The 23,507-nt window shown below is 72.6% G+C and carries 19 protein-coding genes and 1 pseudogene; 9 read left to right on the plus strand and 11 right to left on the minus strand.

The annotated features are described in order from the left end of the window. Positions 1-41: 41 nt before the first annotated feature. From yicI to Sm713_RS10015, 6 genes are all read right to left on the minus strand, one after another. Positions 42-2,297 (minus strand): alpha-xylosidase, encoded by a 2,256-nt coding sequence (gene yicI / locus Sm713_RS09990; RefSeq protein WP_212909277.1) that lies wholly within the window; start codon positions 2,295-2,297, stop codon positions 42-44. A 76-nt stretch (positions 2,298-2,373) separates the two neighbouring features. Continuing rightward, positions 2,374-3,138, minus strand: a complete 765-nt coding sequence (locus tag Sm713_RS09995; protein WP_212911909.1) for a carbohydrate ABC transporter permease — start codon at positions 3,136-3,138, stop codon at positions 2,374-2,376. A gap of 112 nt (positions 3,139-3,250) precedes the next feature. Further along, entirely contained in the window at positions 3,251-4,252 is a 1,002-nt protein-coding gene (locus Sm713_RS10000) for a carbohydrate ABC transporter permease (protein ID WP_212909278.1), read from the minus strand. Further along, positions 4,249-5,544: an ABC transporter substrate-binding protein gene (locus tag Sm713_RS10005; protein ID WP_212909279.1), complete on the minus strand. Its 1,296-nt coding sequence runs from the start codon at positions 5,542-5,544 to the stop codon at positions 4,249-4,251. The genes Sm713_RS10000 and Sm713_RS10005 overlap by 4 nt, the downstream gene beginning before the upstream one ends. 473 nt (positions 5,545-6,017) lie before the next feature. After that, the gene (locus Sm713_RS10010; RefSeq protein ID WP_212909280.1) at positions 6,018-6,263 is read right to left on the minus strand and encodes a hypothetical protein; all 246 of its coding nucleotides are present in this window, start codon (positions 6,261-6,263) and stop codon (positions 6,018-6,020) included. 18 nt (positions 6,264-6,281) lie between these two features. Continuing rightward, the gene (locus tag Sm713_RS10015) at positions 6,282-6,563 is read right to left on the minus strand and encodes a hypothetical protein (RefSeq protein WP_212909281.1); all 282 of its coding nucleotides are present in this window, start codon (positions 6,561-6,563) and stop codon (positions 6,282-6,284) included. Positions 6,564-6,790: 227 nt separating this feature from the next. Here Sm713_RS10015 and Sm713_RS10020 point away from each other — a divergent pair. After that, positions 6,791-7,000: pseudogene (locus Sm713_RS10020) on the plus strand (HAD family hydrolase); the annotation flags it as partial. Positions 7,001-7,019: 19 nt separating this feature from the next. On the opposite strand, the gene Sm713_RS10025 reads toward Sm713_RS10020, so the two are convergent. Then, positions 7,020-7,943, minus strand: a complete 924-nt coding sequence (locus Sm713_RS10025; RefSeq protein ID WP_212909282.1) for an NmrA family NAD(P)-binding protein — start codon at positions 7,941-7,943, stop codon at positions 7,020-7,022. 103 nt (positions 7,944-8,046) lie between these two features. Here Sm713_RS10025 and Sm713_RS10030 point away from each other — a divergent pair, with 103 nt between their 5' ends. Then, entirely contained in the window at positions 8,047-8,601 is a 555-nt protein-coding gene (locus tag Sm713_RS10030; RefSeq protein ID WP_212909283.1) for a TetR/AcrR family transcriptional regulator, read from the plus strand. Positions 8,602-8,688: 87 nt separating this feature from the next. On the opposite strand, the gene Sm713_RS10035 is transcribed toward Sm713_RS10030, so the two are convergent. The 3 genes from Sm713_RS10035 to hpnR form a co-directional block, all read right to left on the minus strand. After that, positions 8,689-9,867: a hypothetical protein gene (locus tag Sm713_RS10035; RefSeq protein ID WP_212909284.1), complete on the minus strand. Its 1,179-nt coding sequence runs from the start codon at positions 9,865-9,867 to the stop codon at positions 8,689-8,691. 546 nt (positions 9,868-10,413) lie between these two features. Next, a complete protein-coding gene (locus tag Sm713_RS10040) occupies positions 10,414-11,721 on the minus strand; it encodes an MFS transporter (protein ID WP_249416200.1) in 1,308 nt (435 codons plus the stop codon). Positions 11,722-11,804: 83 nt separating this feature from the next. Continuing rightward, positions 11,805-13,304, minus strand: a complete 1,500-nt coding sequence (gene hpnR, locus Sm713_RS10045; RefSeq protein ID WP_212909285.1) for a hopanoid C-3 methylase HpnR — start codon at positions 13,302-13,304, stop codon at positions 11,805-11,807. Positions 13,305-13,630: 326 nt separating this feature from the next. Between hpnR and Sm713_RS10050 the strand changes: the two genes are divergently transcribed. The 7 genes from Sm713_RS10050 (at position 13,631) to Sm713_RS10080 (ending at position 22,363) form a co-directional block, all read left to right on the plus strand. Continuing rightward, positions 13,631-13,792, plus strand: coding sequence for a putative leader peptide (locus Sm713_RS10050; RefSeq protein ID WP_212909286.1), 162 nt, complete (start codon positions 13,631-13,633; stop codon positions 13,790-13,792). Between the two features lie 209 nt (positions 13,793-14,001). Further along, positions 14,002-15,228, plus strand: coding sequence for an LLM class flavin-dependent oxidoreductase (locus Sm713_RS10055; RefSeq protein WP_212911910.1), 1,227 nt, complete (start codon positions 14,002-14,004; stop codon positions 15,226-15,228). Positions 15,229-15,247: 19 nt separating this feature from the next. Beyond that, positions 15,248-16,702: an NtaA/DmoA family FMN-dependent monooxygenase gene (locus tag Sm713_RS10060; RefSeq protein WP_212909287.1), complete on the plus strand. Its 1,455-nt coding sequence runs from the start codon at positions 15,248-15,250 to the stop codon at positions 16,700-16,702. Positions 16,703-16,805: 103 nt separating this feature from the next. Further along, complete coding sequence (locus Sm713_RS10065) at positions 16,806-17,930, plus strand: LLM class flavin-dependent oxidoreductase (RefSeq protein WP_212909288.1); 1,125 nt, start codon at positions 16,806-16,808, stop codon at positions 17,928-17,930. A gap of 417 nt (positions 17,931-18,347) precedes the next feature. Then, positions 18,348-19,730, plus strand: a complete 1,383-nt coding sequence (locus tag Sm713_RS10070) for an MFS transporter (protein WP_212909289.1) — start codon at positions 18,348-18,350, stop codon at positions 19,728-19,730. A 153-nt stretch (positions 19,731-19,883) separates the two neighbouring features. Next, a complete protein-coding gene (locus Sm713_RS10075; protein ID WP_212909290.1) occupies positions 19,884-21,140 on the plus strand; it encodes a uroporphyrinogen-III synthase in 1,257 nt (418 codons plus the stop codon). Positions 21,141-21,742: 602 nt separating this feature from the next. Beyond that, positions 21,743-22,363, plus strand: coding sequence for an ABATE domain-containing protein (locus Sm713_RS10080; RefSeq protein ID WP_212909291.1), 621 nt, complete (start codon positions 21,743-21,745; stop codon positions 22,361-22,363). A gap of 82 nt (positions 22,364-22,445) precedes the next feature. On the opposite strand, the gene Sm713_RS10085 is transcribed toward Sm713_RS10080, so the two are convergent. Continuing rightward, positions 22,446-23,066 carry a TetR/AcrR family transcriptional regulator gene (locus Sm713_RS10085; protein WP_212909292.1) on the minus strand — a complete coding sequence of 207 codons (621 nt, stop codon included), beginning with the start codon at positions 23,064-23,066 and terminating at the stop codon, positions 22,446-22,448. Positions 23,067-23,507: the final 441 nt, after the last annotated feature.

A 23,507-nucleotide genomic window follows, 5' to 3' on the forward strand; every position in this document is an offset into this window, starting at 1 on the left:
CGCGTCCCGCTCCTGTGCATCACGCGTTCCGCCCCCGCGCGTCACACGTCCAGCTCCAGCGTGAGGAACCCGCTGCCCGCCTCGGCGCGCGCCGTGCGCCCCCCGCACTCGACGGACCACGGCGCGGACGGGTCGCCCGCCGAGGCGCGCAGCGTGTCGCCCTCGCGGGCCACCGTGAACGTCGTCTCGCCCACCGGCACCGTGACCTGCGAGCCGGGCTCGGGCGCGAAGACGCGCAGGGTGACCCCGTCGGCGTAGGCGTAGTCGGGCCGGTCGTCCACCGCGCCGACCGGGATCACCGCACCGGGCCGCACCAGCAGCGGGACGCTGAGGAAGCCGTGCCGCTCGCGCACCCAGCGCGGTCCGGTGACGCTCTCGCCGGTGAGGAAGTGCGTCCAGGTGCCCTCGGGCACGTAGTACGCGACGTCGCCCGCGTCGGAGAAGACCGGGGCGACCAGCAGGTCGGGGCCGAGCATGTACTGCCGTTCCAGGTGGGCGCAGGCCGGGTCGTCCGGGAACTCCAGGACCATCGCCCGCATCATCGGCAGGCCCTCGGTGTGCGCGGTGCGCGCCGCCGCCGACAGGTACGGCATCAGGCCCATCTTCAGCTTGGTGAACAGCCGCAGCACGTCCACCGCCTCCTCGTCGAAGAGCCACGGCACCCGGTACGACGACGAGCCGTGCAGCCTGCTGTGCGAGGAGAGCAGCCCGAAGGCGATCCACCGTTTGAACAGCGCCGGGTCCGGGGTGCCCTCGAAGCCGCCGATGTCGTGGCTCCAGTAGCCGAAGCCGGACATGCCGAGGCTCAGCCCGCCGCGCAGCGACTCCGCCATCGCCTCGTACGTGGACTCGCAGTCGCCGCCCCAGTGCACCGGGAACTGCTGGCTGCCGGCGGTCGCCGAGCGGGCGAAGACGACCGCCTCGCCCTCCCCGCGGTGCTTGGCCAGCACGTCGAAGACGGTGCGGTTGTAGAGGTAGGTGTAGTAGTTGTGCATGCGCTCGGGGTCGGAGCCGTCGGCGTAGGCGACGTCGACGGGGACGCGCTCGCCGAAGTCCGTCTTGAAGCAGTCGACGCCCATGCCGAGCAGCGCCTCCAGCTTGGCCGCGTACCACTCGCGGGCGGTGGGGCTGGTGAAGTCGACCAGCGCCATGCCGGGCTGCCACAGGTCCCACTGCCACACGCTGCCGTCCGGCTTCCTCAGCAGGTGCCCGAGCGCGCGGCCCTCCGCGAACAGCGGCGAGCGCTGCGCGATGTAGGGGTTGATCCAGACGCAGATGCGCAGGCCCCGCTCCTTGAGCCGGGCCAGCATGCCCTCCGGGTCGGGGAAGACCCGCGGGTCCCACTCGAAGTCGCACCAGTTGAACTCGCGCATCCAGAAGCAGTCGAAGTGGAACACCGACAGCGGCAGGTCCCGCTCGCGCATGCCGTCGATGAACGAGGACACGGTCTGCTCGTCGTAGGAGGTGGTGAACGACGTGGACAGCCACAGCCCGAACGACCACGCCGGCGGCAGCGCGGGCCGGCCGGTGAGCGCCGTGTACTTGCGCAGGATCTCCTTCGGCGTGGGGCCGTAGATCATGTAGTACGTCAGCCGCTGGCCCTCGACGCTGAACTGCACCCGGGAGACGGACTCCGAGCCGACCTCGAACGACACCCGGCCGGGGTGGTCCACGAAGACGCCGTAGCCGGCGTCGGTGAGGTAGAACGGCACGTTCTTGTACGCCTGCTCGGTGGCGGTGCCGCCGTCGGCGTTCCACATGTCCACCACCTGGCCGTTCCTGACCAGCGGCCCGAACCGCTCGCCGAGCCCGAAGACGGACGTGCCGACGCCGAGGCCGAGCTGCTCGCGCAGGTAGTGGCCGCCGCCGGCGTCCCGCATGATGCCCATGCCCTTGCCGCCGCTACCGGTCAGCGGCCGGCCGCCGGTGAGGAAGTCCAGGTGCCAGGGCCCGCTGCGGGCCACCCGGAGGGTCAGGGCGCCGGAGGTGAGCAGCGCGTGCTCGTCGTCGTACGACACCTGGGGGGCGAACTCCGGGCGTTCGGCGACCGTGAAGTGCGGGTCCCGCTCCTTCTCGCCGTCGAAGTGGGTGAGCGTGACCCCGATGACGTCGGGCATCGGCGCGTGCGCGCGGACGGTCATGACCGGTCCCTTCAGCAGGTCGCCGCGGTGCCGGATGGGCTGCGTCGGTGCGTGGATCTCCAGGCTGCCGGGGCCCGGGGACACGTCGAGGACCTCCACCGGGTAGGCGGCGCTGACGCCTTCGCGCAGCATCCAGTAGCCGTCGGTGAACTTCATTCGGCTCCTCCTGAGGTGATGGCGCCCACGGTTGCCTGGCGGCCGGTTGCCTGGCGGCCGATTACTCGATGGCCGATTACTTGACGGCGCCCACGGCGATGCCGCGGGTGAGGGTCCGCTGGAAGACGAGGAAGAAGACGATCGCGGGCAGCACGCCGAGCAGCGCCGCGGCGTTGGTCATGGTGGCGTCCATCAGCCGCTGGCCCTGGAGGACGCCGAGCGCCACGGACACGGTCTGGTTGTCGTTGGAGATCAGCATCACCAGCGGCAGCAGGAACTCGTTCCACGTCCAGATGAAGAAGAAGACCAGCAGCACCCCGATGGTCGGCCGCGAGACCGGCACGACGATCCGCCACAGCACCTGCCACGTGCTCGCGCCGTCGATACGGGCCGCCTCGACGACCTCGCGGGGGAAGGCGCCCAGCACGGACGAGAGCAGGTAGGTGCCGAAGGCCGCCTGGATCACCGTGAAGACGATGATCACGCTCAGCCGGGTGTCGTACAGGCCGACCTGCTTGGCCAGGTAGTAGACGGGGTAGACCAGCGCCTCCTGCGGCAGCATGTTCGCGAGCACGAAGAACGCCAGCACCCAGGTGCGGCCCCTGATGCGGCCGATGCCGATCGCGTAGGCGTTCAGGATGCTCAAGGCGGCCGCGAGGACCGCCACCGAGCCGCTGATCAGCACGGAGTTGGCGAGCTTCTGCCCGTAGTCGACGCGCTGCCAGAAGCTCCTGATGCCGTCCAGGTAGAACCCGCCGGGCAGGCTCAGCGGGCCGTGGGCGTTGTACTCGGCCGGGGACTTGACGGCGTTCAGGGCCACGATCGCGAACGGCAGCACCATGAGGACGGCGCCGATCACGAGGGCGGCGAGGACGGGGGAGCGGCGCAGGGCGGTCACCGCGGTCCCTCCCGTACCGGTGGTCCCTCCTGTACCGGCGGTCCTTGCACGGGGCTCACCTCGGTCCCTCCTGCGCGTCGTCCTCCGCGCGGCTCTGCAGGCGCAGGGCTCCGAGGGCCAGCGCCAGGATGATCACGGTCAGCACGGTGGACACGGCGGAGCCGTAGCCGACCTGCGTCTTCTCGAAGAAGTTCTGGAAGGAGAAGTACGAGGGCACGTCCGTGGCGCCGCCCGGGCCGCCCTTGGTGAGGACGTAGACCGCGCCGAAGACCTTGAGCGCGGCGATGGTGCACCACAGCAGCACCACCGCGATCTCCGGCCGGATCTGCGGCAGCGTCACGTGCCAGAACCTGCGCCACCAGCCGGCGCCGTCCAGCTCCGCGGCCTCCGTGAGCTGCGGGTCGGTGCGCTGCAACCCGGCCATGAACACCACCAGCGGGAAGCCGAGCTGCACCCACACCATCACGGCCATCACGCTGTACAGCGCGATGTCGGGGTCGCCCAGCCAGTCCTGCTGGAGCGAGCCGAGCCCGACCGCCTTCAGCAGCGCGTTCAGGGAGCCGTTCGACGGCGCGAGGATCCAGCTCCAGACGATGCCGGCCACCGCGATCGGCAGCACCTGCGGCAGGTAGAAGCAGGCCCGCAGCACGGCCGCGACCCTGCTGCCGTAGTGCTTCGCGACGAAGTCGAAGAGCGCGGCGGCGAGGACCAGGCCGAGGGCGGTGGGGATCACCGCCATCGCCACCACCATCGCCAGCGAGTGCCGGAACGACTCCCAGAACGCGGAGTCGGAGGCGAGCCGCGTGTAGTTGGCGAGCCCGGCCCACTTCGGCGAGCCCACGCCCTGCCAGTCGGTGAAGCTCACGCCCGTGTTCATCAGGAACGGCACGACGATCACGGCGAGGAAGGCGGCGAAGCCGGGCAGCAGGTAGGGCAGGTAGGGGTTGCGGGGCCTTGGGCGCGTGCTGGCCGGGCGGGACGCGGTCGCGGGGCGTGCGGTCCGCGCCCCGCCCGGGGCGGTGGGGGGCGCCGCGGGGGCGCCGGGCGCCCGGTTCACGACTTCGGGACGCCGTCGTCGTAGGCCTTCTGGAGTGCGGTGAGGGTGTCCGCGGGCTTGCCGGTGCCGGTGATCAGCTTCTGCACCTCGGAGACGAGGACGTCGTAGAAGCCGGGCACGGGCCAGTCCGGGTAGTACGCGAGGCCGTCACGCCCGGAGACCGCGTCGAAGTCCTTGATGAGCTGCTTGGACTGGGGGTCGGTGATGGCGCCCGGATCGGCGGCGATCGGCACGCCGCCCTTGTTGCCCAGCAGGTTCTGGACGGTCTTCTTCAGCGTGATGTCGATGAACTCGTAGGCGAGGTCCTTGTTCTTCGCGCCCTGCGGCACCACCCAGAGGTTCCCGCCGGAGCCCGGCACGAAGCTGGAGCCCGGCCACAGATACGTTCCCCAGTCGAACTTCACCTCGTCCTGGAACCGCCCGAACCACCAGCTCCCCGACGACAGCATCGGGTACTTCCCGGAGATGAACGCCGTTCCCGCGTCCTCGGCCTTCACGCTGCTGGAGTCCTTGGCGATGTAGCCCTTCTTCACCCAGTCGGCGAAGGTGTCCGCGGCGTACGTCCAGGCCGCGTCGTGGAAGTCGGTCTTCCCCTTGTAGAGCTGGTAGGCGTCCACCCAGGAGCGGTCGGCCTTGGAGAGCGCGAGCTGGTACAGGTACTGCTGGGCGACGTACTCGGCGCCGCCGTCGGACAGCGGGGTGACGCCGTGCTTGACGAAGGTGTCCATCGCGGCGGTCATCTCGTCGATGGTCTTCGGGACCTTGACGTGGTACTTCGCGAACAGGTCCTTGTTGTAGTAGACCATCGAGAACTCGGCGTAGTTCGGTATCCCGTACCACTTGCCGGAGCCCATCACGCCGCCGGGGCTGTACTGGCTCGTGGTGCGCACGCCGCCCGTGACCTGCTTGTCCCAGCCGCGCTTGTGGGCCTCGTCCGTCAGGTCGGTGAGCAGCCCCTGCCTGGAGAGCAGGCCGGCGGTCGCGTTGCCCTTGTTGTACTCCATCAGGTCCGGGGCGTCGTCGGAGTTCAGCACCATCGGCGCGGTCTTCTGGATCTGCTCGAAGCCCTTCTCCTCGAACTTCACCATGACGCCCGGGTGGCCCTTCTCGAACTCCTTGATGGCCTCGTTCCAGGCGATGCCCATCGCGCTGTTCGGAGCCTCGTAGTGCCAGAGCTTCAGGGTGTTCGGATCGGAGGAGCCGCCGCCGGAGCCGCCGCAGGAGGCCAGGAGCAGGCTCCCCGCAACAGCCGTCGCGACCGCAGCCGCCGCACGCCTTCGTGCCGTCAACATCCTTGCCTCCGCCGTGGGGTGAGCTGTCGGGTCGGTGCAGTTGGGTGCTCGTGCCGGTGTGCCCGGTGCCGGTGTGCCTGGTGCCGGTGTGAGGTGTCTGTCGAATCGTTTCGACACAGATCGTCGAATCGCTTCGACGCGGAAGGTAGGGGCGGACGCACGGCGCGTCAATGGGGGGCGCGGGAATCGGGGTGGATGTGCGGCGGGCCGAACGTTCGGGGATGTTGGGCCCCTTAGAGCTGCTCACACAGTGAGGCTGAGTTCGCGCTGATGGCCGTGTCTGAGGAACTGTGGGGAGCGGATGGTGCCGCTGATGCTGGAAGCACTGGTCCGGCGTGTACTGAGCCGAGCTCTGCGGATCCGTTGACCCGCCGCCCCCGCCGTGGGAGGTGAGGGTGACGGTGACCACGGGGTAGCCGCCAAAGTAGAACGCTCCACCTGGACTTCCGGGTGGAGCGTCACCGTGCAGGCAGTCAGCCGAGGTAATCGATATTGCGGATGTACACCCGCTGTACGGGGGGCGCGTCGATGACGATGAGGGCGACCGCGGTGTGCCGGAGGGCGAGCGTGCGACGTTCCTTGTTGCCGTTGTACGGCTCGGTGGTCGCGTAGGGGTCGTGGCAGACGTCTGCCATGGCGAGGACGAGTTCCTCGCTGGCCTCGGTTGGGAGGGAGTCCCAGACGGCGGCGGTCTGCTCGTCGTAGCGGAGCTTGTACACGCCGTAGATCGTGACAGGTCAAGCAGCCCCGCGTGCACGGATTCGGGCAGCTTGTCCCTGGATCCGCTCCGTTCCGTCGATCCACTCGCCAGGAGGTTCTTCACCGCGAGACTCGTGGGCGATGATCTCGCTACCTTGCTCGAAGGCGGCAACAGTGTTCTTCGCGATGCGTTCCCACTTCGCGAACGCTTGGAGAAGTTGGTGAGCAGGCGCCTTGTTGATCTCGGCGAGGGCTCGCTTGGCGAGGGCGGGGTTGCCTAGTGCGTCGCAGATACGTTCGATGGTCCACGGTTCGCTCATCTTGACCCCAAAATCACAAAGCCCACATTGTCAGTAGCGCGGTCTGTGCAGCGTAGCGTCCCCATGGGGGCAGTGTGAGGAAGCCTGGGTAGCTGGCACCCAAACGCACTCCACAAGGTCGGGCCTGGCCAGCGGCAAGCGGTTCCATTTTGAGGCTGATGCACGTGGTTGACCTGGAGGCTTCGACTGGCGAAGGTGAATGGCGGCGTCCCGGCAGGCAGTCGAACGGTGACTCCCTCGAAGTGATCTGCGCGCACGACGCCGACAAGCTGGAATGCCTGATTCAGGCCGTGGAGTACAGGGAGCAGGGCTACGCGAACGTCCAGCCCTGGACCGACAGCAGCCTTGCGAAGCTCAAGACGGCCTCTGCCCAGGCCCTCGCCGAGGCCGCGCTGAACATGACGTCGATCGAATGGCAGCAGACGTACCTGCGCTGAACCGAGACCCGGGGCCGTGTCACGCGGTGGGGTGCATGTGCTGCCGGGTCCATTCCTCGAAGCTGGTGAGCGGGATTCCCAGGTCTCGCGCGTACTGCGGGCGGGCCGGCTGGCCGGCTGCGTTCAGCCACTCGTGGCCGGCGCCCATCGGTGGCATTCCGGCGGCGAGGGCCTCCTCCTCGGTCATGTCCGGTGCGGAGACATGCGTGTCCAGGGCGCGGGACAGGGTCTCGGCGATCTCCGTCATCGACAGGTAGTCGCTCGCCAGCTCAAGTTCTACCCCGTCGAACCGCTCCGGCGCGGTGATGGCCGCGGCGGCCGCCGTGCCGATGTCGTCCACCGCGACCAGGGAGAGCCGGGTCCCGGGGTTCAGGACGCTCACCAGGCCGCCTTCTGTGCCGCGCGGGAACAGCAACGCCATGGACGGGAGGAAGTTCTCCATGAAGAAGCCCGGCTTGAGAAGCGTCCAGTGGGGGAAGCCGGCCGCGCGGGCCCGGTCCTGGATCGCGCTCTTGGCGCCCAGGGTGGGTTCCATCGACGCCCACCGGCCTTCGGCCCAGCCGGGAGCCGCGGTGTGCTGGCCGGCGCCGGTGACGGATGTGTGCACGAACTGCGGCACTCCGGCGGCCTTCGCGCTCTCGATGAGGTTGACGCCCTGGGCCACCTCCCCCTCGAAATCGAAGCCTTCTGCCGTGATGGCGGGCATCTGCACGGAGAAGACGGCGCGGGCACCCTCGGCGGCCCGGATCACCGCATCGCGGTCGTGGAGGTCGGCGGTGACCAGTTCGGTGCCGAGTGCCTCGACGGCCCTGGCCCGGTCGGTGGCCGGGTCCCGTACCAGGGCGCGGACGGGAACGCCTGCCGCGAGCAGCGCGCGGGCGGTGGCCCCGCCCTGCCTGCCGGTGGCGCCGGTGACCAGGACGGGTGCGGAATCTGCGGGCATGGCGCTTCCTCGGGTTGCTCGCCAATTAAACGGCGGGGCCCGCCGTTTATGGGCCGCTACGATACGGCGGGGCCCGCCACTTATCAATCCTGGAGGTGACGCCATGCCTGAGCGCCAGCGTGCGGACGCCCGACGCAACTACACGCGCATCCTCGCCGTGGCCGAAGAGGAGGTCGCCGCCCATGGAGCCGACGCCTCCCTGGAACAGATCGCCCGCACCGCGGGGGTCGGCTCGGCGACCGTGCGCCGGCACTTCCCCACGCGCCGTGCGCTGCTGGAGGCGGTCTCCCGGAAACGGATCGAGGCCCTGTGCGTCCGCGCCCATGACCTGACCGGCAGGGGCGACAGCCGGAACGCGCTCCTGGAATGGCTCGATGACGTCGTCGCCTACTCCGTCTCCGCCCGGGGGCTGGCGGCCGCGCTGGCCTACGACGGCCCGGTGCACGAGAACAGCTGCTCGGCGGCGCTGGAAGAGGCGGCGGACCCTTTGCTGCGCCGTGCCGTGCAGGACGGCGCGCTGGCGGCAGGCGTCACCGTCGCCGACCTGATCACGCTGGTCGTCGGCATCGTCCTGGCCACGGAGCACTACCCCGACCCCGCCGCCCAGGCGGACCGGCTGTTCCGGCTGGCCGTGGCCGGACTGAGCCCGCAGAGCTGAACAGAGCCTGAGCGGCTACGCCGGCGGCAGGCCGGGCGGCGTGCCCGCCGGATCGTTCGACGAGCGCCGGGCGTCAGGTGACAGCCCTCACAGCAGCGCCCCCGAAGGATCGATGCGGAACGCCCGCCCGCGGACGCCGAAGTCCGAGAGGTCGCCCGTGGCGCGGCTGTCGTCGGCCCACGTGATGAAGGCGGACTCGCCGTCGCCGCCGAACGCCGTCGCGGCCGAGACCTGGAAGCGGTCGCCGGCCTCCGCCGTGTTGACCTGCACCTTGTCGGTGAGCGAGCCCTGGCTGTCGGAGCACACCTTCGCCATCACCGATGGGACGGTGTCGACGGTGGTCGCGCTCTTCTCCACCCAGGCGAGCAGGAACCGCCCGCCGGGCAGCGGCGCGAGCGCCGGCCACGAGCGGTGGAAGCCCTGCGGGGTGCCCGCGGTGAGGCTGGTGGCCGCGGTGCCGTCCGGCTCGAAGATGCTCGCCTCGACGGTGCTCTGCGGGACCCCGAGGTCGCTGTCCGCGATGTGGTCGACGTGGGCGATGACGAAGCGCCCGTTGTCCAGCAGCGTCACGGTGTTCCCGGGCCGGAAGCCGGAGATGTTCGGCTGGATCTCCCCGCTGCGGGGCGTGCCGTCGAAGTCGAAGAGGCGGAAGACGAGCCGGTCGCCGTCGACCGCGGCGGGGTCCTTCGTCCAGGCGACGACGTAGCTGCCGTCCGCGAGGATCGACGCGACCGGGCTGGTGTGGAAGCCCTCCGTGGTGTTCACGGTGAACTCCGGCTCGGCCTTGTTGCCCTCCGCGTCGAAGCGCTGGGCGCGGATGCGCCGGTCGGCCCGGGTGTCGGTCCAGACGACGACGGCTCCGCCGTCCACCATCCGGGTGACGGAGGGGCGGTTGCCGGGGTCGATGTCGGTGGTGTTCACCTGGATCTCGGGGCCCGCCTTCACGGCGTTCCTGTACCGCTGCATCTTCACCCGGGGGCGGGGCGGCGGCACGTCGAAGGGCTGCTCGATCCAGGCGGTGACGATGTTGAACCCGGTGTCGGTCAGCATCGGGAGCTGGCGGTTGGTGTTGGCCTGCTCCGGCGCCGGGGAGTTCACCGTGAACTCCTCGCCGCTCTTGTCGCCGCCGGCCGTCAGGATCTGGCCCCTGATCTCGGCGGTCCCCCGGTCGGCCCACACGGCCATGTACTCGGTGCTGCTGAGGGAGTCCACGGCCGGCTGGAACTGGGGGCCCGCCGTCGACGTGTTCACCAGGATCTCGTCCATGACTGCCCTCCGTCCCGGGCGTCGCGCCCCGTGCGGGGCGCGCGAAACCGGCGGTTCCGGTTCGGCCAGGCGGGCCCGCGCGGCGGAGCGGCACGGTGGCGCTGTCGCGCGCTGATGAAAGGGTCGCACGGGTGGGGTGGGGGTGCATCCGGAGTGGGGGCGGCGCCGGCCCACCCGTGCGTGGGGGCCGTCAGCCAGGACATGACGTCACGTCCTCACCGCCCGAGGGGGTGTGGTTCTGTCGTGTCCGGCCACCGGAGGGTGGGGGTTGGTCGCTCCCCCACTGCCTTGAGGGCGTGGGAGGTACCCCCACCCCGCGCCCCTTCCGGGGTGGGGGCCGCTGACGTGGGGGTCTGCCCCGGCCTGCGCAGGGGCGCGGGGAACTGCGCGACGAGCCACGACGTGACCGTCAGGTCGTCACCGTCCCGAGGGGCCTGGTTCTGCCGTATCCGGACCCGTGGCGGGTGGGTGGTTGCTCACTTCCTCACTGCCTTGAGGGCGTGGGAGGTACCCCCACCCCGCGCCCCTGACCGGGCCGGGGCAGCCCTAGACGCCAACCGCGCCCCCCACGCGGCGCGTCCGCGCCGTCGCCACGCACGACAGCACGAACGCCGTCCCCGCCGCCGAAGCCGGTGTCACGTAGCCCGTCGCGGCCCCCGCGTGCTCCACCAGCCACCCGCCCGTCGCCGAGCCGGCCGCGACGCCGCCGAGCAGTGCGGTCACCGAGAGCGTCATGCCCTCGTTGAGCCGGCCCGGCGGCGTGCGGCGCTGGACCAGGGTCATGCCCGTGACCATCGTCGGTGCCGTCGCCATGCCCGCGACCAGCAGCGTCGCGGCGAGCACCGGCAGCGAGCCGGTGAGCGTGGCGGCCAGCAGCGGCATCGTCATCAGCACGGTCATCGCGGCCACGCACCGGGGCAGCCGGCGCTCCGGCGGGCCCGTCAGCCGCCACGCGCCGTAGACGAGCCCCGCCACGCCGGAGCCCGCCGCCTGCAAGGCCAGGACCGAACCCGCGGCAGCGCGGTGTCCCTGTGCGTCCGCGAACGCGATCGTCACCACCTCCAGGGAGCCGAAGACGGCCCCGGTGGCGAGGAAGACGGCCAGCAGCGCGGGGATGCCCGGGGCCCGCAGCGGTGCCCGGCCCGTGCTCCGGCCGCCGGGCGGCGGCTCGGTGCGGCGCTGGGCGGCGAACAGCACCACCCCGGTCAGCAGCAGCACCGCCCCGATCAGCGTGCCCGCCTCCGGGAACAGCTCCGTGCACAGGAACACCGCCAGCACGGGGCCGAGCATGAAGCACAGCTCGTCGGCGACCTGCTCGAACGAGTTCGCGGTGTGCAGCGCGGCCTGGTCGCCGGCGAGCAGGTGGGCCCACCGGGCCCGGGACATCCCGCCCGTGTTGGGCGTGGTGGCCGTGGCCGTGTAGCAGGCGAAGAGGGTCCAGTCCGGTGCGCCGGTGCGCACGCACAGCACCAGCGCCAGCGAGCCGAGCACGGCGACCGCGGCCGCCGGCACCGCGACCCGCGCCTGCCCGTACCGGTCGACCATCCGCGCCGTCCACGGCCCGACGAGCGCGGTGGCGGCCAGGCCCGTCGCCGTGACCGCACCCGCGAGGGCGTACGACCCCCGCAGCCCCGCGATCATGGTGATCGCGCTCACGCTGAACATGCCCATCGGGAGCCGGGCGATCAGATTCCCGATCGTGAAGGCGACGGCGCCGGGAATGGCGAAGAGCCGCCGGTAGCGCGCGGGCGCGCTCGGGTGCGGCGGGTCGGGGGGTGGTGCCGTGGCCTCCTCGTTCGGGCCATTCCATGGGGCATCGTCCCGGTGCGCCCGGGCGGAAGACTGGTCCGGCATGGCGCAACGGTCCTATGGGTCCCTCGCCCCGGTCCACCGCTTTTCGGGGCGCCGGGGGCTACTGCCTTGCGGGGAGCCGAAGGCTACTGCGGCGCCGGCTCGCCGCCGCTCTCCCGCGCCCCGGGCCGGGCGTGGATGTACAGAAGGCGGCGGTCGTCGACGTCCAGGCGCCGGGGGAGGGGCAGCTCGTAGTGGACGGGCAGGCTGTGGTCCGCGAGCTGGGCCTTGGGGTTGTAGACGCGGTTGAAGCGCCACAGCATCCGGGCGAAGTTGGTCTGGCCGCGGGCCAGGTTGCCGGCCAGCACCCCCAAGGCGCCGAACGCCGTGGACAGTCCCAGGTGCTTGCGGTTGATGACGGCCTGGGTCCGCACCAGCTCGCGGTAGAACTCGTCCAGGGGCAGCGTGGTGGGTACCACCGCGTGCTGGATGTCGAAGAGCCGGTAGTCGCGGGTGGTCAGCCGGCGCGACTCGGTGTGCCAGATCTCCGTGCCCGGATAGGGCGTCATCACCGTCAGGTGGACGATCTCCGGAACCGACATGGCGAAGTCCCGGACGACCTTGAAGCGCGCCTCGTCCCATGCGGGATCGACGATCAGGTTGATGGCGACGTTGATGCCGAGCTTCCGGGCCACCTCAAGCGCCTCGAAGTTCTGGTCCGGGTTGACCCGCTTGCGGTACAGGTCGAGCCCCTCGGCGTCGATCGCCTCCATGCCCAGGAACATGTAGCGCAGGCCGAGCCGGGTCCAGCGCTCGAAGACCTCGGTGTTGCGCAGCAGCACGTCGCTGCGGGTCTCCAGGTAGTACCGCTTGCGGACCCGGCGGCGCTCGATCTCGGCGGCGATGGCGTTGCCGTGCTCCGGCCGGATGAAGGCCACGTCGTCCACGATGAAGACGTTCGGCTCCCGGATGCCCGCCAGCTCCTCGGCCGCGGCCTCGGCCGACGCCTTGCGGTAGCTGCGGCCGTAGAACGTCCAGGCCGAGCAGAACGAGCAGTCCCAGGGGCAGCCGCGGGTGAACTCGATGGAGGCGCACGGGTCGAGCTCGCCGATGAAGTAGCTCTTCCTGCGGCGCATCAGATCGCGGGCGGGGCGCGGCTCGTCGATGCTGTGCAGCATCTTCGGGGCCGGGCCGCGGCCCTCGGGCGTGACGATCCCGGGCACGTCCTGCAGCCCGCCGTCCCGCACCGCCTCCAGCAGCGGCACGACGGCCGTCTCGCCCTCGCCCCTGACGACCGCGTCGAGCGCGCCCTCCGCCTGCTTCAGCACCTCCTCCGCGACGAACGAGACGCTGTGCCCGCCGAAGAACACGAAGCAGTCCGGCAGCATCCGCTCGGTCTCCCGGGCGATGTCGATGGCCTCGGGGATGTTGGCCAGGTAGTTGAGGGAGATGCCGAGCGCCTCCGGCCGGAACGAGGCCATCTCCTTCACCAGGTCGCGGTGCCGGAACACCTGGAGGTCGATCACGCGCACCTCGTGTCCGGCGGCGCGGGCCGCGCCCGCCACCCGTTCCAGGCCGAGGGGTTCCAGCCGCAGGAAGATCTCCGAGTACATCAGGGCGCTGGGGTGGACGAGCAGCAGGCGCATGGATACCTCATATCCGACAATGTACGGATAAATATATAGCCAAAAGTATCCGCGCCCCCGGTGCTCCCCGCCGCCCGCACCTGGGCCGTTCGGTGCCGGGCGCTCGGGCGGGTGGTGCGCGGACACCCGGGTGCGCCCGTAGGCGTGCGGGGAGCCGCGGGCCGGAATAGGATCCGCGGCCTCGTGGTTGCGGGGGGCTACGAGGTGGGTACGTGTCTGGGCGCGCAGGATGTGCGCGCCGGCGCGGGCTCTCGTGGACGTCGCGCCCCGGCGTGAACGTCGCGTTGGGCGCGCACGTCCTACCGGAAGAGGCGGAGGTGAAGGACATGCCCGGCACGCGGTCGGCGGTCCTCCTGCCTGTCGCGGTCCTCCTGCCTGTCGCGGTCCTCCTGCCGGTCCTGGTCATCGCGTCCTGCCACCCGGTGCACCTGACCACTCGGCCGCACATCGACCTCCAGCGGGTCGCCGGCGCGCTCTGTCGTTCCTGACCTGTTCCCCGCCCTCGGGCGCGCCCAGCGCGGGCGCGGCCCGGCGCTGTCGCACGGTCGATCAGGAAGGCACCCTCGTGTCCGCGTCCTCTCCGTCTCCGCTGCCCTCTTCTCCCGCTGACCCCTCAGGCACCTCCACCGGTGCCGCCCCCGGCGCCCCCACCGGGGCCCCCACCGGGGCCCCCACCGGCGCCGCCCCCGACGCCGCCCTGCGCCTCGCCGTCGCGCTGGACGGGGCGGGCTGGCACCCGGCCGCCTGGCGCGAGCCGGTCTCCCGGCCCGGGGAGCTGTTCACCGCCGGCTACTGGGCCGATCTCGTGGCCGAGGCCGAGCGCGGCCTGCTCGACTTCGTGACGTTCGAGGACGGGCTCGCCCTACAGTCCTCGCGCCCCGGCGAGCCGGACGGCCGCACCGACCAGGTGCGCGGCCGGCTCGACGCCGTCCTGATCGCCGCCCGGGTGGCGCCGCTGACCTCGCGCATCGGCCTGGTGCCGAACGTGGTGGCGACGCACACGGAGCCGTTCCACCTATCCAAGGCCATAGCCACCCTCGACTACGTGAGCAACGGCCGCGCCGGCCTGCGCGTGCAGGTCACCCGCCTTCCGCAGGTGGCCGCCCACTTCGGCCGGCGCGCCTTCCCGCCCGGCCGCCCGCAGGACCGCGGCACGCCCGAGGGGCAGCGGCTCACGGGGGAGCTGTTCGCGGAGGCCGCCGACTACGTCGAGGTGGTCCGGCGGCTCTGGGACAGCTGGGAGGACGACGCGGAGATCAGGGACGTCGCCACGGGGCGCTTCATCGACCGCGACAAGCTGCACTACATCGACTTCGAGGGCCGCTTCTTCAGCGTGAAGGGCCCCTCCATCACGCCCCGGCCGCCACAGGGTCAGCCCCTCGTCAGCGCCCTCGCGCACGGCAGCGTCCCGTACCGGCTGCTCGCCACGTCCGCGGACATCGGCTACGTCACCCCGCGGGACGCCGGCCACGCCCGCGCCATCGTCGACGAGGTGCGCGCCGAGCAGGACCGCGCCGGCCGTGCCGGACAGCCGCTGCACCTCTTCGGCGATCTGGTGGTCTTCCTCGACGACGACCCTGCCGAGGCCGAGGCCCGCCGGGCGCGGCTCGACGCGCTCGGCGGCGAGGCGTACACCAGCGACGCGCGGATCTTCGCGGGCAGCCCCGCGGGGCTCGCCGACCTCCTCCAGGAACTCGCGGCCGCCGGCCTGACCGGATTCCGGCTGCGGCCCGCCGTCGCCCGCCACGACCTGCCCGCGATCACCCGGGGCCTGGTGCCGGAACTCCAGCGCCGCGGCGCCTTCCGCACCGGCTACGAGGCGGACACGCTGCGCGGCCTGCTCGGCCTCACCCGCCCCGAGAACCGCTACGCCACCGGTGCCGCCGGCGGCACCACCGCCACGACCGGCACCGCCGCCGTCTGAGCCGGAGGGACTCACCGCCATGAGTACCAGCAACGACACCCGCTCCAGCGGCCCGGACGGTCCGGGCACCCCGGGCACGCCCGGCAGGCCGGGCAAGCCCCTCAAGCAGGTCCACCTCGCGGCCCACTTCCCCGGCGTCAACAACACCACCGTCTGGAGCGATCCGGCCGCCGGCAGCCACATCGCGTTCGACTCCTTCGCGCACTTCGCCCGCACCGCGGAGCGCGCCGGGTTCGACTTCCTCTTCCTCGCCGAGGGGCTCAGGCTCCGCGAGCAGGGCGGCAGGATCTATGACCTGGACGTGGTCGGGCGCCCCGACACCTTCACCGTCCTCACCGCGCTCGCCGCCGTCACCGGCCGCCTCGGCCTGACCGGCACCATCAACTCCACGTTCAACGAGCCCTACGAGGTGGCCCGCCAGTTCGCGAGCCTCGACCACCTCTCCGGCGGGCGCGCCGCCTGGAACGTCGTGACCTCCTGGGACGCGTTCACCGGCGAGAACTTCCGGCGCGGCGGGTTCCTGCCGCAGGAGGAGCGCTACTCGCGCGCCAAGGAGTTCCTCCGGACCGCGACCGAGCTCTTCGACTCCTGGCAGGGGGACGAGATCGTCGCCGACCGGGCCTCCGGCACCTTCCTGCGCGACGCGCGCGCCGGCGCGTTCGTCCACAAGGGGCCGCACTTCGACATCGAGGGGCGGTTCAACGTGCCCCGCAGTCCCCAGGGCCGTCCGGTGATCTTCCAGGCCGGCGACTCCGACGAGGGCCGCGAGTTCGCCGCGTCGAGCGCCGACGCCATCTTCAGCCGGTACAGCACGCGGGCGGAGGGCCAGGAGTTCTACCGGGACGTCAAGGGCCGCCTCGCCCGGTACGGCCGCACCCCGGACCAGCTGCTGGTCCTGCCCGCCGCCACCTTCGTGCTCGGCGACACCGACGAGGAGGCCCACGAGCTGGCCCGCGAGGTGCGCCGCCGGCAGGTCAGCGGGGCCACCGCGATCCGGCACCTGGAGTTCGTCTGGAACCGCGACCTGTCCGCCTACGACCCCGAAGGCCCGCTGCCCGAGATCGACCCCGACCCCGGCGAGCACACCGTCGCCCGCGGCCGGGCCCAGGTCCGGATGTACCGGGACCCGCTGAGGACCGCCCGCGAGTGGCGGGAGCTGGCCGCCGCCAACAAGTGGTCCATCCGCGACCTCGTCATCGAGACCGGGGGCCGCCAGGCCTTCGTGGGCTCCCCGGCCACCGTCGCCGCGAGCATCGACGACTTCGTCCAGTCCGACGCGTCCGACGGCTTCATCCTCGTCCCGCACATCACGCCGGGCGGCCTCGACGCCTTCGCGGACACCGTCGTGCCGCTGCTCCAGGAACGCGGGGTGTTCAGGACGGAGTACGAGGGCGCCACCCTCCGCGACCACCTGGGCCTCGGCGCGCCGCCCGCGGCCGGGGCCGGGGCCGGTACCGGGCGGGCGGCGCCGTGAGGTTTCGGGCCACCGTGCCGCGCCCGCCGCCCCAGGCCGTGGGCGTCTCGCCCGTCTTGCCTGTCCCGCCCGATCCGCCCGCCGACCGCTGAGGAGACCGCAGATGTCCGCCATACCCCTCGGGGTCCTCGACCTGGTGCCGATCAGCTCGGGCTCCACCGCCGCCGAGGCCCTGAACAACTCCATCGACCTCGCACGGCACGCCGAACGGCTGGGCTACGCCCGCTACTGGTTCGCCGAGCACCACCTCAACCCGGGCGTGGCCGGCACCTCGCCCGCCGTCGTGCTCGCGCTGACCGCGGCCGCCACCTCCACGATCCGGCTCGGCTCCGGCGCGGTCCAGATGGGGCACCGCACGGCGCTCGCCACCGTCGAGGAGTTCGGCCTGATCGACGCGCTGCACCCGGGCCGGCTCGACCTGGGCCTCGGCCGCTCCGGCGGCCGCCCGCCCGGGGAGCGCGCCGCCGCGTCCACCGCCACCCCCGTCGTCGACGGCCGGACACCGAACGGCCTGCGCGTCCCCGCCCGCTTCTCCCTCCAGCACCTGCTCGGCTCGCCCAGGGTCGCGCTCCAGCACACCCTGCTGCGGCAGCCGAAGGCCGAGGCGCAGGACTACACCGAGCAACTCGGCGACGTCCTCGCGCTGCTCGCCGGCCGCTACCGCTCACCGGACGGCGTCGAGGCGCACGTCGTGCCGGGGGAGGGCGCGGACGTCCAGGTGTGGGTCCTGGGCAGCAGCGGCGGCGAGAGCGCGCGGGCGGCCGGCGCCAACGGGCTGCGGTTCGCGGCGAACTACCACGTCAGCCCCGCCACCGTGCTGGAGGCGGTGGAGGGGTACCGGGCCGCGTTCCGGCCCTCCGCCGTCCTGGACGAGCCGTACGTGGCCGTCTCGGCGGACGTGGTCGTCGCCGAGGACGACGCCACCGCGCGGGAGCTGGCGGCGGGCTACGGGCCCTGGGTGCGCAGCATCCGCAGCGGCGAGGGGGCCATCGCCTTCCCCACGCCCGAGGAGGCCAGGGCGCACGTCTGGACCGACGAGGACCGCGCGCTCGTCGCCGACCGCCTCCAGACCCAGTTCGTGGGCTCCCCCGGCCACGTCGCCGACGACCTCGCCCGCCTCCAGGAGGCCACCGGCGCCGACGAGCTCCTCGTGACGACGATCACCCATGACCACGGGGATCGGGTGCGGTCGTTCGAGCTGCTGGCGGAGGCGTGGGGGCGCGCCTGACGGCGCGGGCGAGCCCCGGTGCGGTGACCGCGTGCGCGGTCCGGCGGCTGTGGGCCCGCGCCCCGGAAGGGGCGCGGGGAACTGCGCGACAAGCCACGACGAAACCGTCAGGTCGTCACTGTCCGGGAGGGGCAATCTCTGTCGTGTTCGGCCACCGGCCGGTGGCCGGGCGGTGGCAGGAGCTGCCCCTTTCTGCCGGTGGCGACCCGCGGGTCGCGCCGTGGCTGGTCGCGCCCACGCGGCGGAGCCGGACATCGACACAGCCCCGCGCCCCCAGGTGGGCCAGGGGCGGCCCTCACGCTCGGCCACCGCCCCGCGTGAGTGCAACGTTCCGTTGGTGTCACCTCGTGGCATCGCGCCGAAATCCGGCGTACCTAGCGTCGTTCCGACCACCATCCGACACCGTGGAGGCGGAACATGCTGGACGCACCGGCCGGTGGCCGTACCTCGGATCGCTCGGCCCCCCGCCGTACCGGAGGCCGCTGGATCGAGGAGTGGGATCCGGAGGACGAGCCCTTCTGGGCGGCGCAGGGGGAGCGGATCGCGCGCCGGAACCTGTGGTTCTCCGTGCTCTGCGAGCACATCGGCTTCTCCGTGTGGACCCTCTGGTCCGTACTGGTGCTCTTCATGGGCCCCGAGTACGGCATCGACCCGGCCGGCAAGTTCTTCCTGGCGTCCATGGCCACCCTGGTGGGCTCCGCGGTCCGGGTGCCGTACACCTTCGCCGTGGCGCGGTTCGGCGGGCGCAACTGGACGGTCTTCTCCGCCTCCCTGCTGCTCGTACCGGCCGTCGCTGCGTTCGTGGTGATGCGGCCCGGCACCCCCTACTGGACGTTCCTGCTCTGCGCGGCGCTCAGCGGGCTCGGCGGCGGCAACTTCGCCTCCTCCATGACCAACATCAACTCCTTCTTCCCGCTGCGCCGCAAGGGCTGGGCCCTGGGCCTGAACGCGGGCGGCGGCAACCTCGGCGTGCCCGTGGTGCAGCTCGCCGGCCTCGCCGTGATCGGCGCCGCGGGCGGGCCGCGGCTGCTGATCGGCATCTACCTGCCGGCCATCCTGGTCGCCGTGGGCTGCGCGGTCAGGTACATGGACAACCTCGCGACGGTCCGCAACGACACCGGGGCCGCCCGCGAGGCCCTCCGCGACCCGCACACCTGGATCATGGCGCTGCTGTACGTGGGCACCTTCGGCTCGTTCATCGGCTACAGCTTCGCCTTCGGCCTCGTCCTCCAGACGCAGTTCGGCCGTACCCCGCTCGCCGCCGCGTCCGTCACCTTCGTCGGCCCGCTGCTCGGCTCGCTGGTACGGCCCGTGGGCGGCCGTCTCGCCGACCGGTACGGCGGGGCCCGCATCACGCTGTGGAACTTCGTCGCCATGGCCGCCGCCACCGCGCTCGTCGCGCTCGCCTCCGTACGGGCCTCGCTCGCGCTGTTCACCGCGGCCTTCATCGTGCTCTTCGCGCTGTCCGGACTGGGCAACGGCGCCACCTACCGGATGATCCCCGCGATCTTCCGGACGCGTGCGACGGCCCGCGGCCTGACCGGCGAGGCCGCGGCGGCGTACGGCAGGCGGCTGTCCGGGGCGGCCATGGGGCTGATCGGCGCGGTCGGCGCGGCCGGCGGGCTCGGCATCAACCTCGCCTTCCGCCAGTCCTTCCAGACCGCCGGCACCGGCACGGCGGCCTTCCTCGCCTTCCTCGCCGGGTACGCACTGTGTTACGGCGTCACCTGGACCGTATACGTGCGGCGGAGCGCGGCGGGCACCCGCGAGGTGCCCGAAGAGCGGCCGATACCCGCATAGTGTCCGCAGGGTGTCCGACGGTGGCGTAACACGCAGGACATCATGGTGATCCGGGGTCGACACGGCTCCTTGGCAGGCTCGACGCGCACGGCGGGACGCCGGCCACGGTACGGGCCGCAGTCGACGAGAGCCACGGGACGCGGGACGAGAGGCATGGACGACGAGGGACAGCGGGAGCGGCGGGAACACCCGGAGGACCGGGGACACCGGGAGGACCGGCCGGGCGGTGGCGGTGGGCGGGAGCGGGAGCACGCGGGTGCGGCGGCCGGTTCGGCGGGTGCGTCCGGCGAACCGCTCGCCGGGTTCACCGTCGGGGTGACCGCCGCCCGGCGCGCAGAGGAGCTGGGGACGCTGCTGCAACGCCGGGGAGCCGCCGTGCTGCACGCCCCCGCGCTGCGGATCGTGCCGCTCGCCGACGACGCGGACCTGCTCACCGCCACCAAGGACCTGATCGACCGCGCGCCGGACGTGGTGATCGCGACGACCGCCATCGGCTTCCGCGGCTGGGTGGAGGCCGCCGACGGCTGGGGGCTCGGCGAGGGCCTGCTCGACCGGCTGCGCGGTGTCGAACTGCTGGCTCGCGGGCCCAAGGTCAAGGGCGCGGTACGGGCCGTCGGGCTGACGGAGGAGTGGTCGCCGGCGTCCGAGTCGATGGCCGAGGTGCTCGACCGGCTGCTCGCGCAGGGCGTCGAGGGGCGGCGCATCGCCGTCCAGCTGCACGGGGAGCCGCTGCCCGGCTTCGTCGAGTCGCTGCGGGCCGGGGGAGCGGAGGTCGTCGGGGTGCCGGTGTACCGGTGGATGCCGCCCGCCGACCTCGCGCCGGTCGACCGGCTGCTGGACGCGACGGTCGCCCGCGGGGTGGACGCGCTCACGTTCACCAGCGCCCCCGCCGCGGCGTCGCTGCTGCGGCGCGCGGAGGACCGGGGCATGCTGCCCGCGGTGCTCGACGCGCTCGGGCACGACGTGCTGGCCGCCTGCGTGGGGCCGGTCACCGCGACGCCCCTGCAGGCCCACGGCGTGGACACCGTCCAGCCCGACCGCTTCCGGCTCGGTCCGCTCGTCCAGCTCCTCTGCCAGGAACTCCCGGCCCGGGTCCGGGCACTGCCCGTCGCCGGGCACCGCCTGGAGATCCGCGGCCACGCGGTGCTGGTCGACGGCGTCCTGCGCCCCGTGCCGCCCGCCGGGATGGCCCTCCTGCGCGCCCTGGCCCGGCGGCCAGGGTGGGTGGTCGGACGGGCGGACCTGCTCCGGGCACTTCCCGGCGCGGGCCGCGACGAACACGCGGTGGAAACGGCGATGACCCGGCTGCGGGCGGCTCTGGGCGCGCCCCGGCTCATCCAGACGGTGGTCAAGCGGGGGTATCGGCTGGCGCTGGATCCGGCTACGGACGCGAAGTACGCGGACGCGTAGTTCGCCGGGCGCCTCGGGTGGGGGGTGCTTCTGTGCTTTGGCGTGTGCGGGTTCGCTGTGGCTGGTTGCGCCCACGCGGCGGAGCCGCACATCGACAGAGCCCCGCGCCCCTTTCGGGGCGCCATCTGTTCTCGCGCGGCGAGGTGCGTTGGCGTGTGCAGCGCCTTTGTGGCTGGGGCGCCTTCTGTTTCGTTGTGGGTGCGGGGCCGCGGGGGGATGTACTCCCCCAGCGCTCAAGGGCCTGGGAGGTGCCCCCACGGTCCGGCGCCCCTCTGTTGTCCGGATGGGATCTGTGGGCCCGGCGCCGGCCTCCCCCAGTGCCTTGAGGGCCTGGGAGGTACCCCCAGCGCGCACATCCCCCCACGTCCCCTCCCGTCTCGTGCGCGGCTGCCGGCCGGTGGGGGCGGGGTCTCGTGACGGTGGCACACGGAAGCGCCGACTGATCGCCGTGTGGCGGGAACTCGCGAACGTCGTGTGAAGGGGAGGGGAGCCGGTGGCGTCCAGTGGCTCTCCAGGCCGTACGCCGCCTTCCGGGCGGGCGCTCGGGCGGGCACTGTAGATGGGAGGCCATACACCCTGACCCACAAGGCGGTGACAGGCTCATGTCAGCGGGCGCGCTTGATACGGCCACGGCAACCCCCGAGTTCCGGTTCGACGCCGGGCGGATCTCCCTGGATCTGCTGGCGACCGCGCACCCCGCCGAACGTCTGGACTCCGTCCCACGCCTGCGGAGCTGGTGCACCGGCGAGGGCCTGGTCCCGCCCGCGGCGGTGGCCGCGGTGCCCGGCGGCGCCGTGCTGCCGGGCGCCGACGCGCTCTGGCTGGTCGCCTTCCGGGAGCTGCGCGGGCACATCGGGAGCCTGGTGCGGGGCGAGTTGGACGGGCGGCCCGCGCAGGGCGCCCTGGAGTGCGTCAACGCGCTGGCGCGCGAGGCACCGCCCGCGCCCCGGGCCGTGCGGAGCGGCGACGGCACCCTCGTCCGCGCCCTGCACGCCGACCCCGGCTGCAACGCCCTGCTGGCCCTGCTCGCCCGGGACGCCGTCGACCTGCTCACCGACCCGGCGGCCCGCAGCCGCCTGCGGCGGTGCGAGGGCGACAACTGCCCGCTCATCTACCTCGACACCTCCCGCGGCCGGCGCCGCCGCTGGTGCTCCAGCGGGGCCTGCGGCAACCGGGAGCGGGTCGCCCGCCACCGGCGGCGGGCGGCACTGGCCCGCGTGTAGCGCCCCGTCCGGTTGGGCCGGTCGGTCAGTCCGGGTGCGGGTCGCGCACGGCGGGTCGCGGTCGGCCAGTCGGGTTCGGGCGTCAGTCCGCGTTCGGGGCGCGGCGGCGTACCAGCGGCAGGTACACCTCGTCGACGATCTCGACGAGGACGTCGTCGGGGGCGCTCGGTACGCCGCGTACCACGAACTCGTTGCGCAGCAGGACCACGGCGACCGTCGCGACCCGGGGGTGGAGCGCCTCGGGCGAGGCCTCGCCGCGCGCGACCGCGCGTCCCAGCACGGTCAGCCAGGGGGCCGCCGCCGCGTCCGGTGACTGGTCCGGCAGTCGCGCGACGAGTTCCGCCGCCCCGCCGGCCGCGGCGAACAGCTCGCGCAGGATCCCGCCGAGCGGAGAGCCCCAGTGCCGGTTCGCCCGGCGCAGCAGCTCCAGGGCGTCCTCGCGCAGCTCGCCGGTGTCGGGCGGCCGTACCGCGGTGGCCAGCCGGCGGTAGGCGGCGATGCCGAGGGGCAGGCGGCCCGGCCAGCGGCGGTAGATGGCGTTCTTGTTGGTGCCGGCGCGGGCGGCGACCCTGTCCATCGTGAGCCCGGCGTACCCGGACTCCGAGAGCTCGTCGGCGGCGGCGCGCAGGATCGCGTCCTCCAGGGCGGCACCGCGGCGCCGCGTCCGCCCCGCTCCCGTACCGCTGGTCGAATCCGCTGCCATGGCACCTTCCCGTGAGCGCCACTGATCGTACCGTCGGCTCACCGGCCGGCTCCGGTGTCGCGCACAGCGTGCAAGGGTCCGCCGGATCGCTGCCGCGGCCGTCCCCGGAGTTGTGAGTTGCAGCACACAACGGAGCCAGGGAAGGCGATCCGAGCCCCGTTTCGCGCGCCCCGCGTCGCCCACGGCACCGGATCAAACACCCACCGAACACCCCCTAGCACTCCAAGTAGCCGAAGCGCGGCGATCGGTGCCGACCGGTGTCGAACTGTGCTGAACAGACCCCAGGTCCCGTGCGTATGAGCTGTGGGATGGCAGGGCCACGGGACATCGGAGGCGTGGGTGCGCAAGGATCTGGTCGTGGCCGACGAACGCCCGCACAGCCCACCGACCCCGCCGAACCAGGCCGGGGCGCCCGGCATGCCCGGCGCCCGGGCGCCCGGG

The sequence above is a fragment of the Streptomyces sp. TS71-3 genome, from assembly GCF_018327685.1.
In the GTDB taxonomy this organism is placed as follows: Bacteria; Actinomycetota; Actinomycetes; order Streptomycetales; family Streptomycetaceae; genus Streptomyces.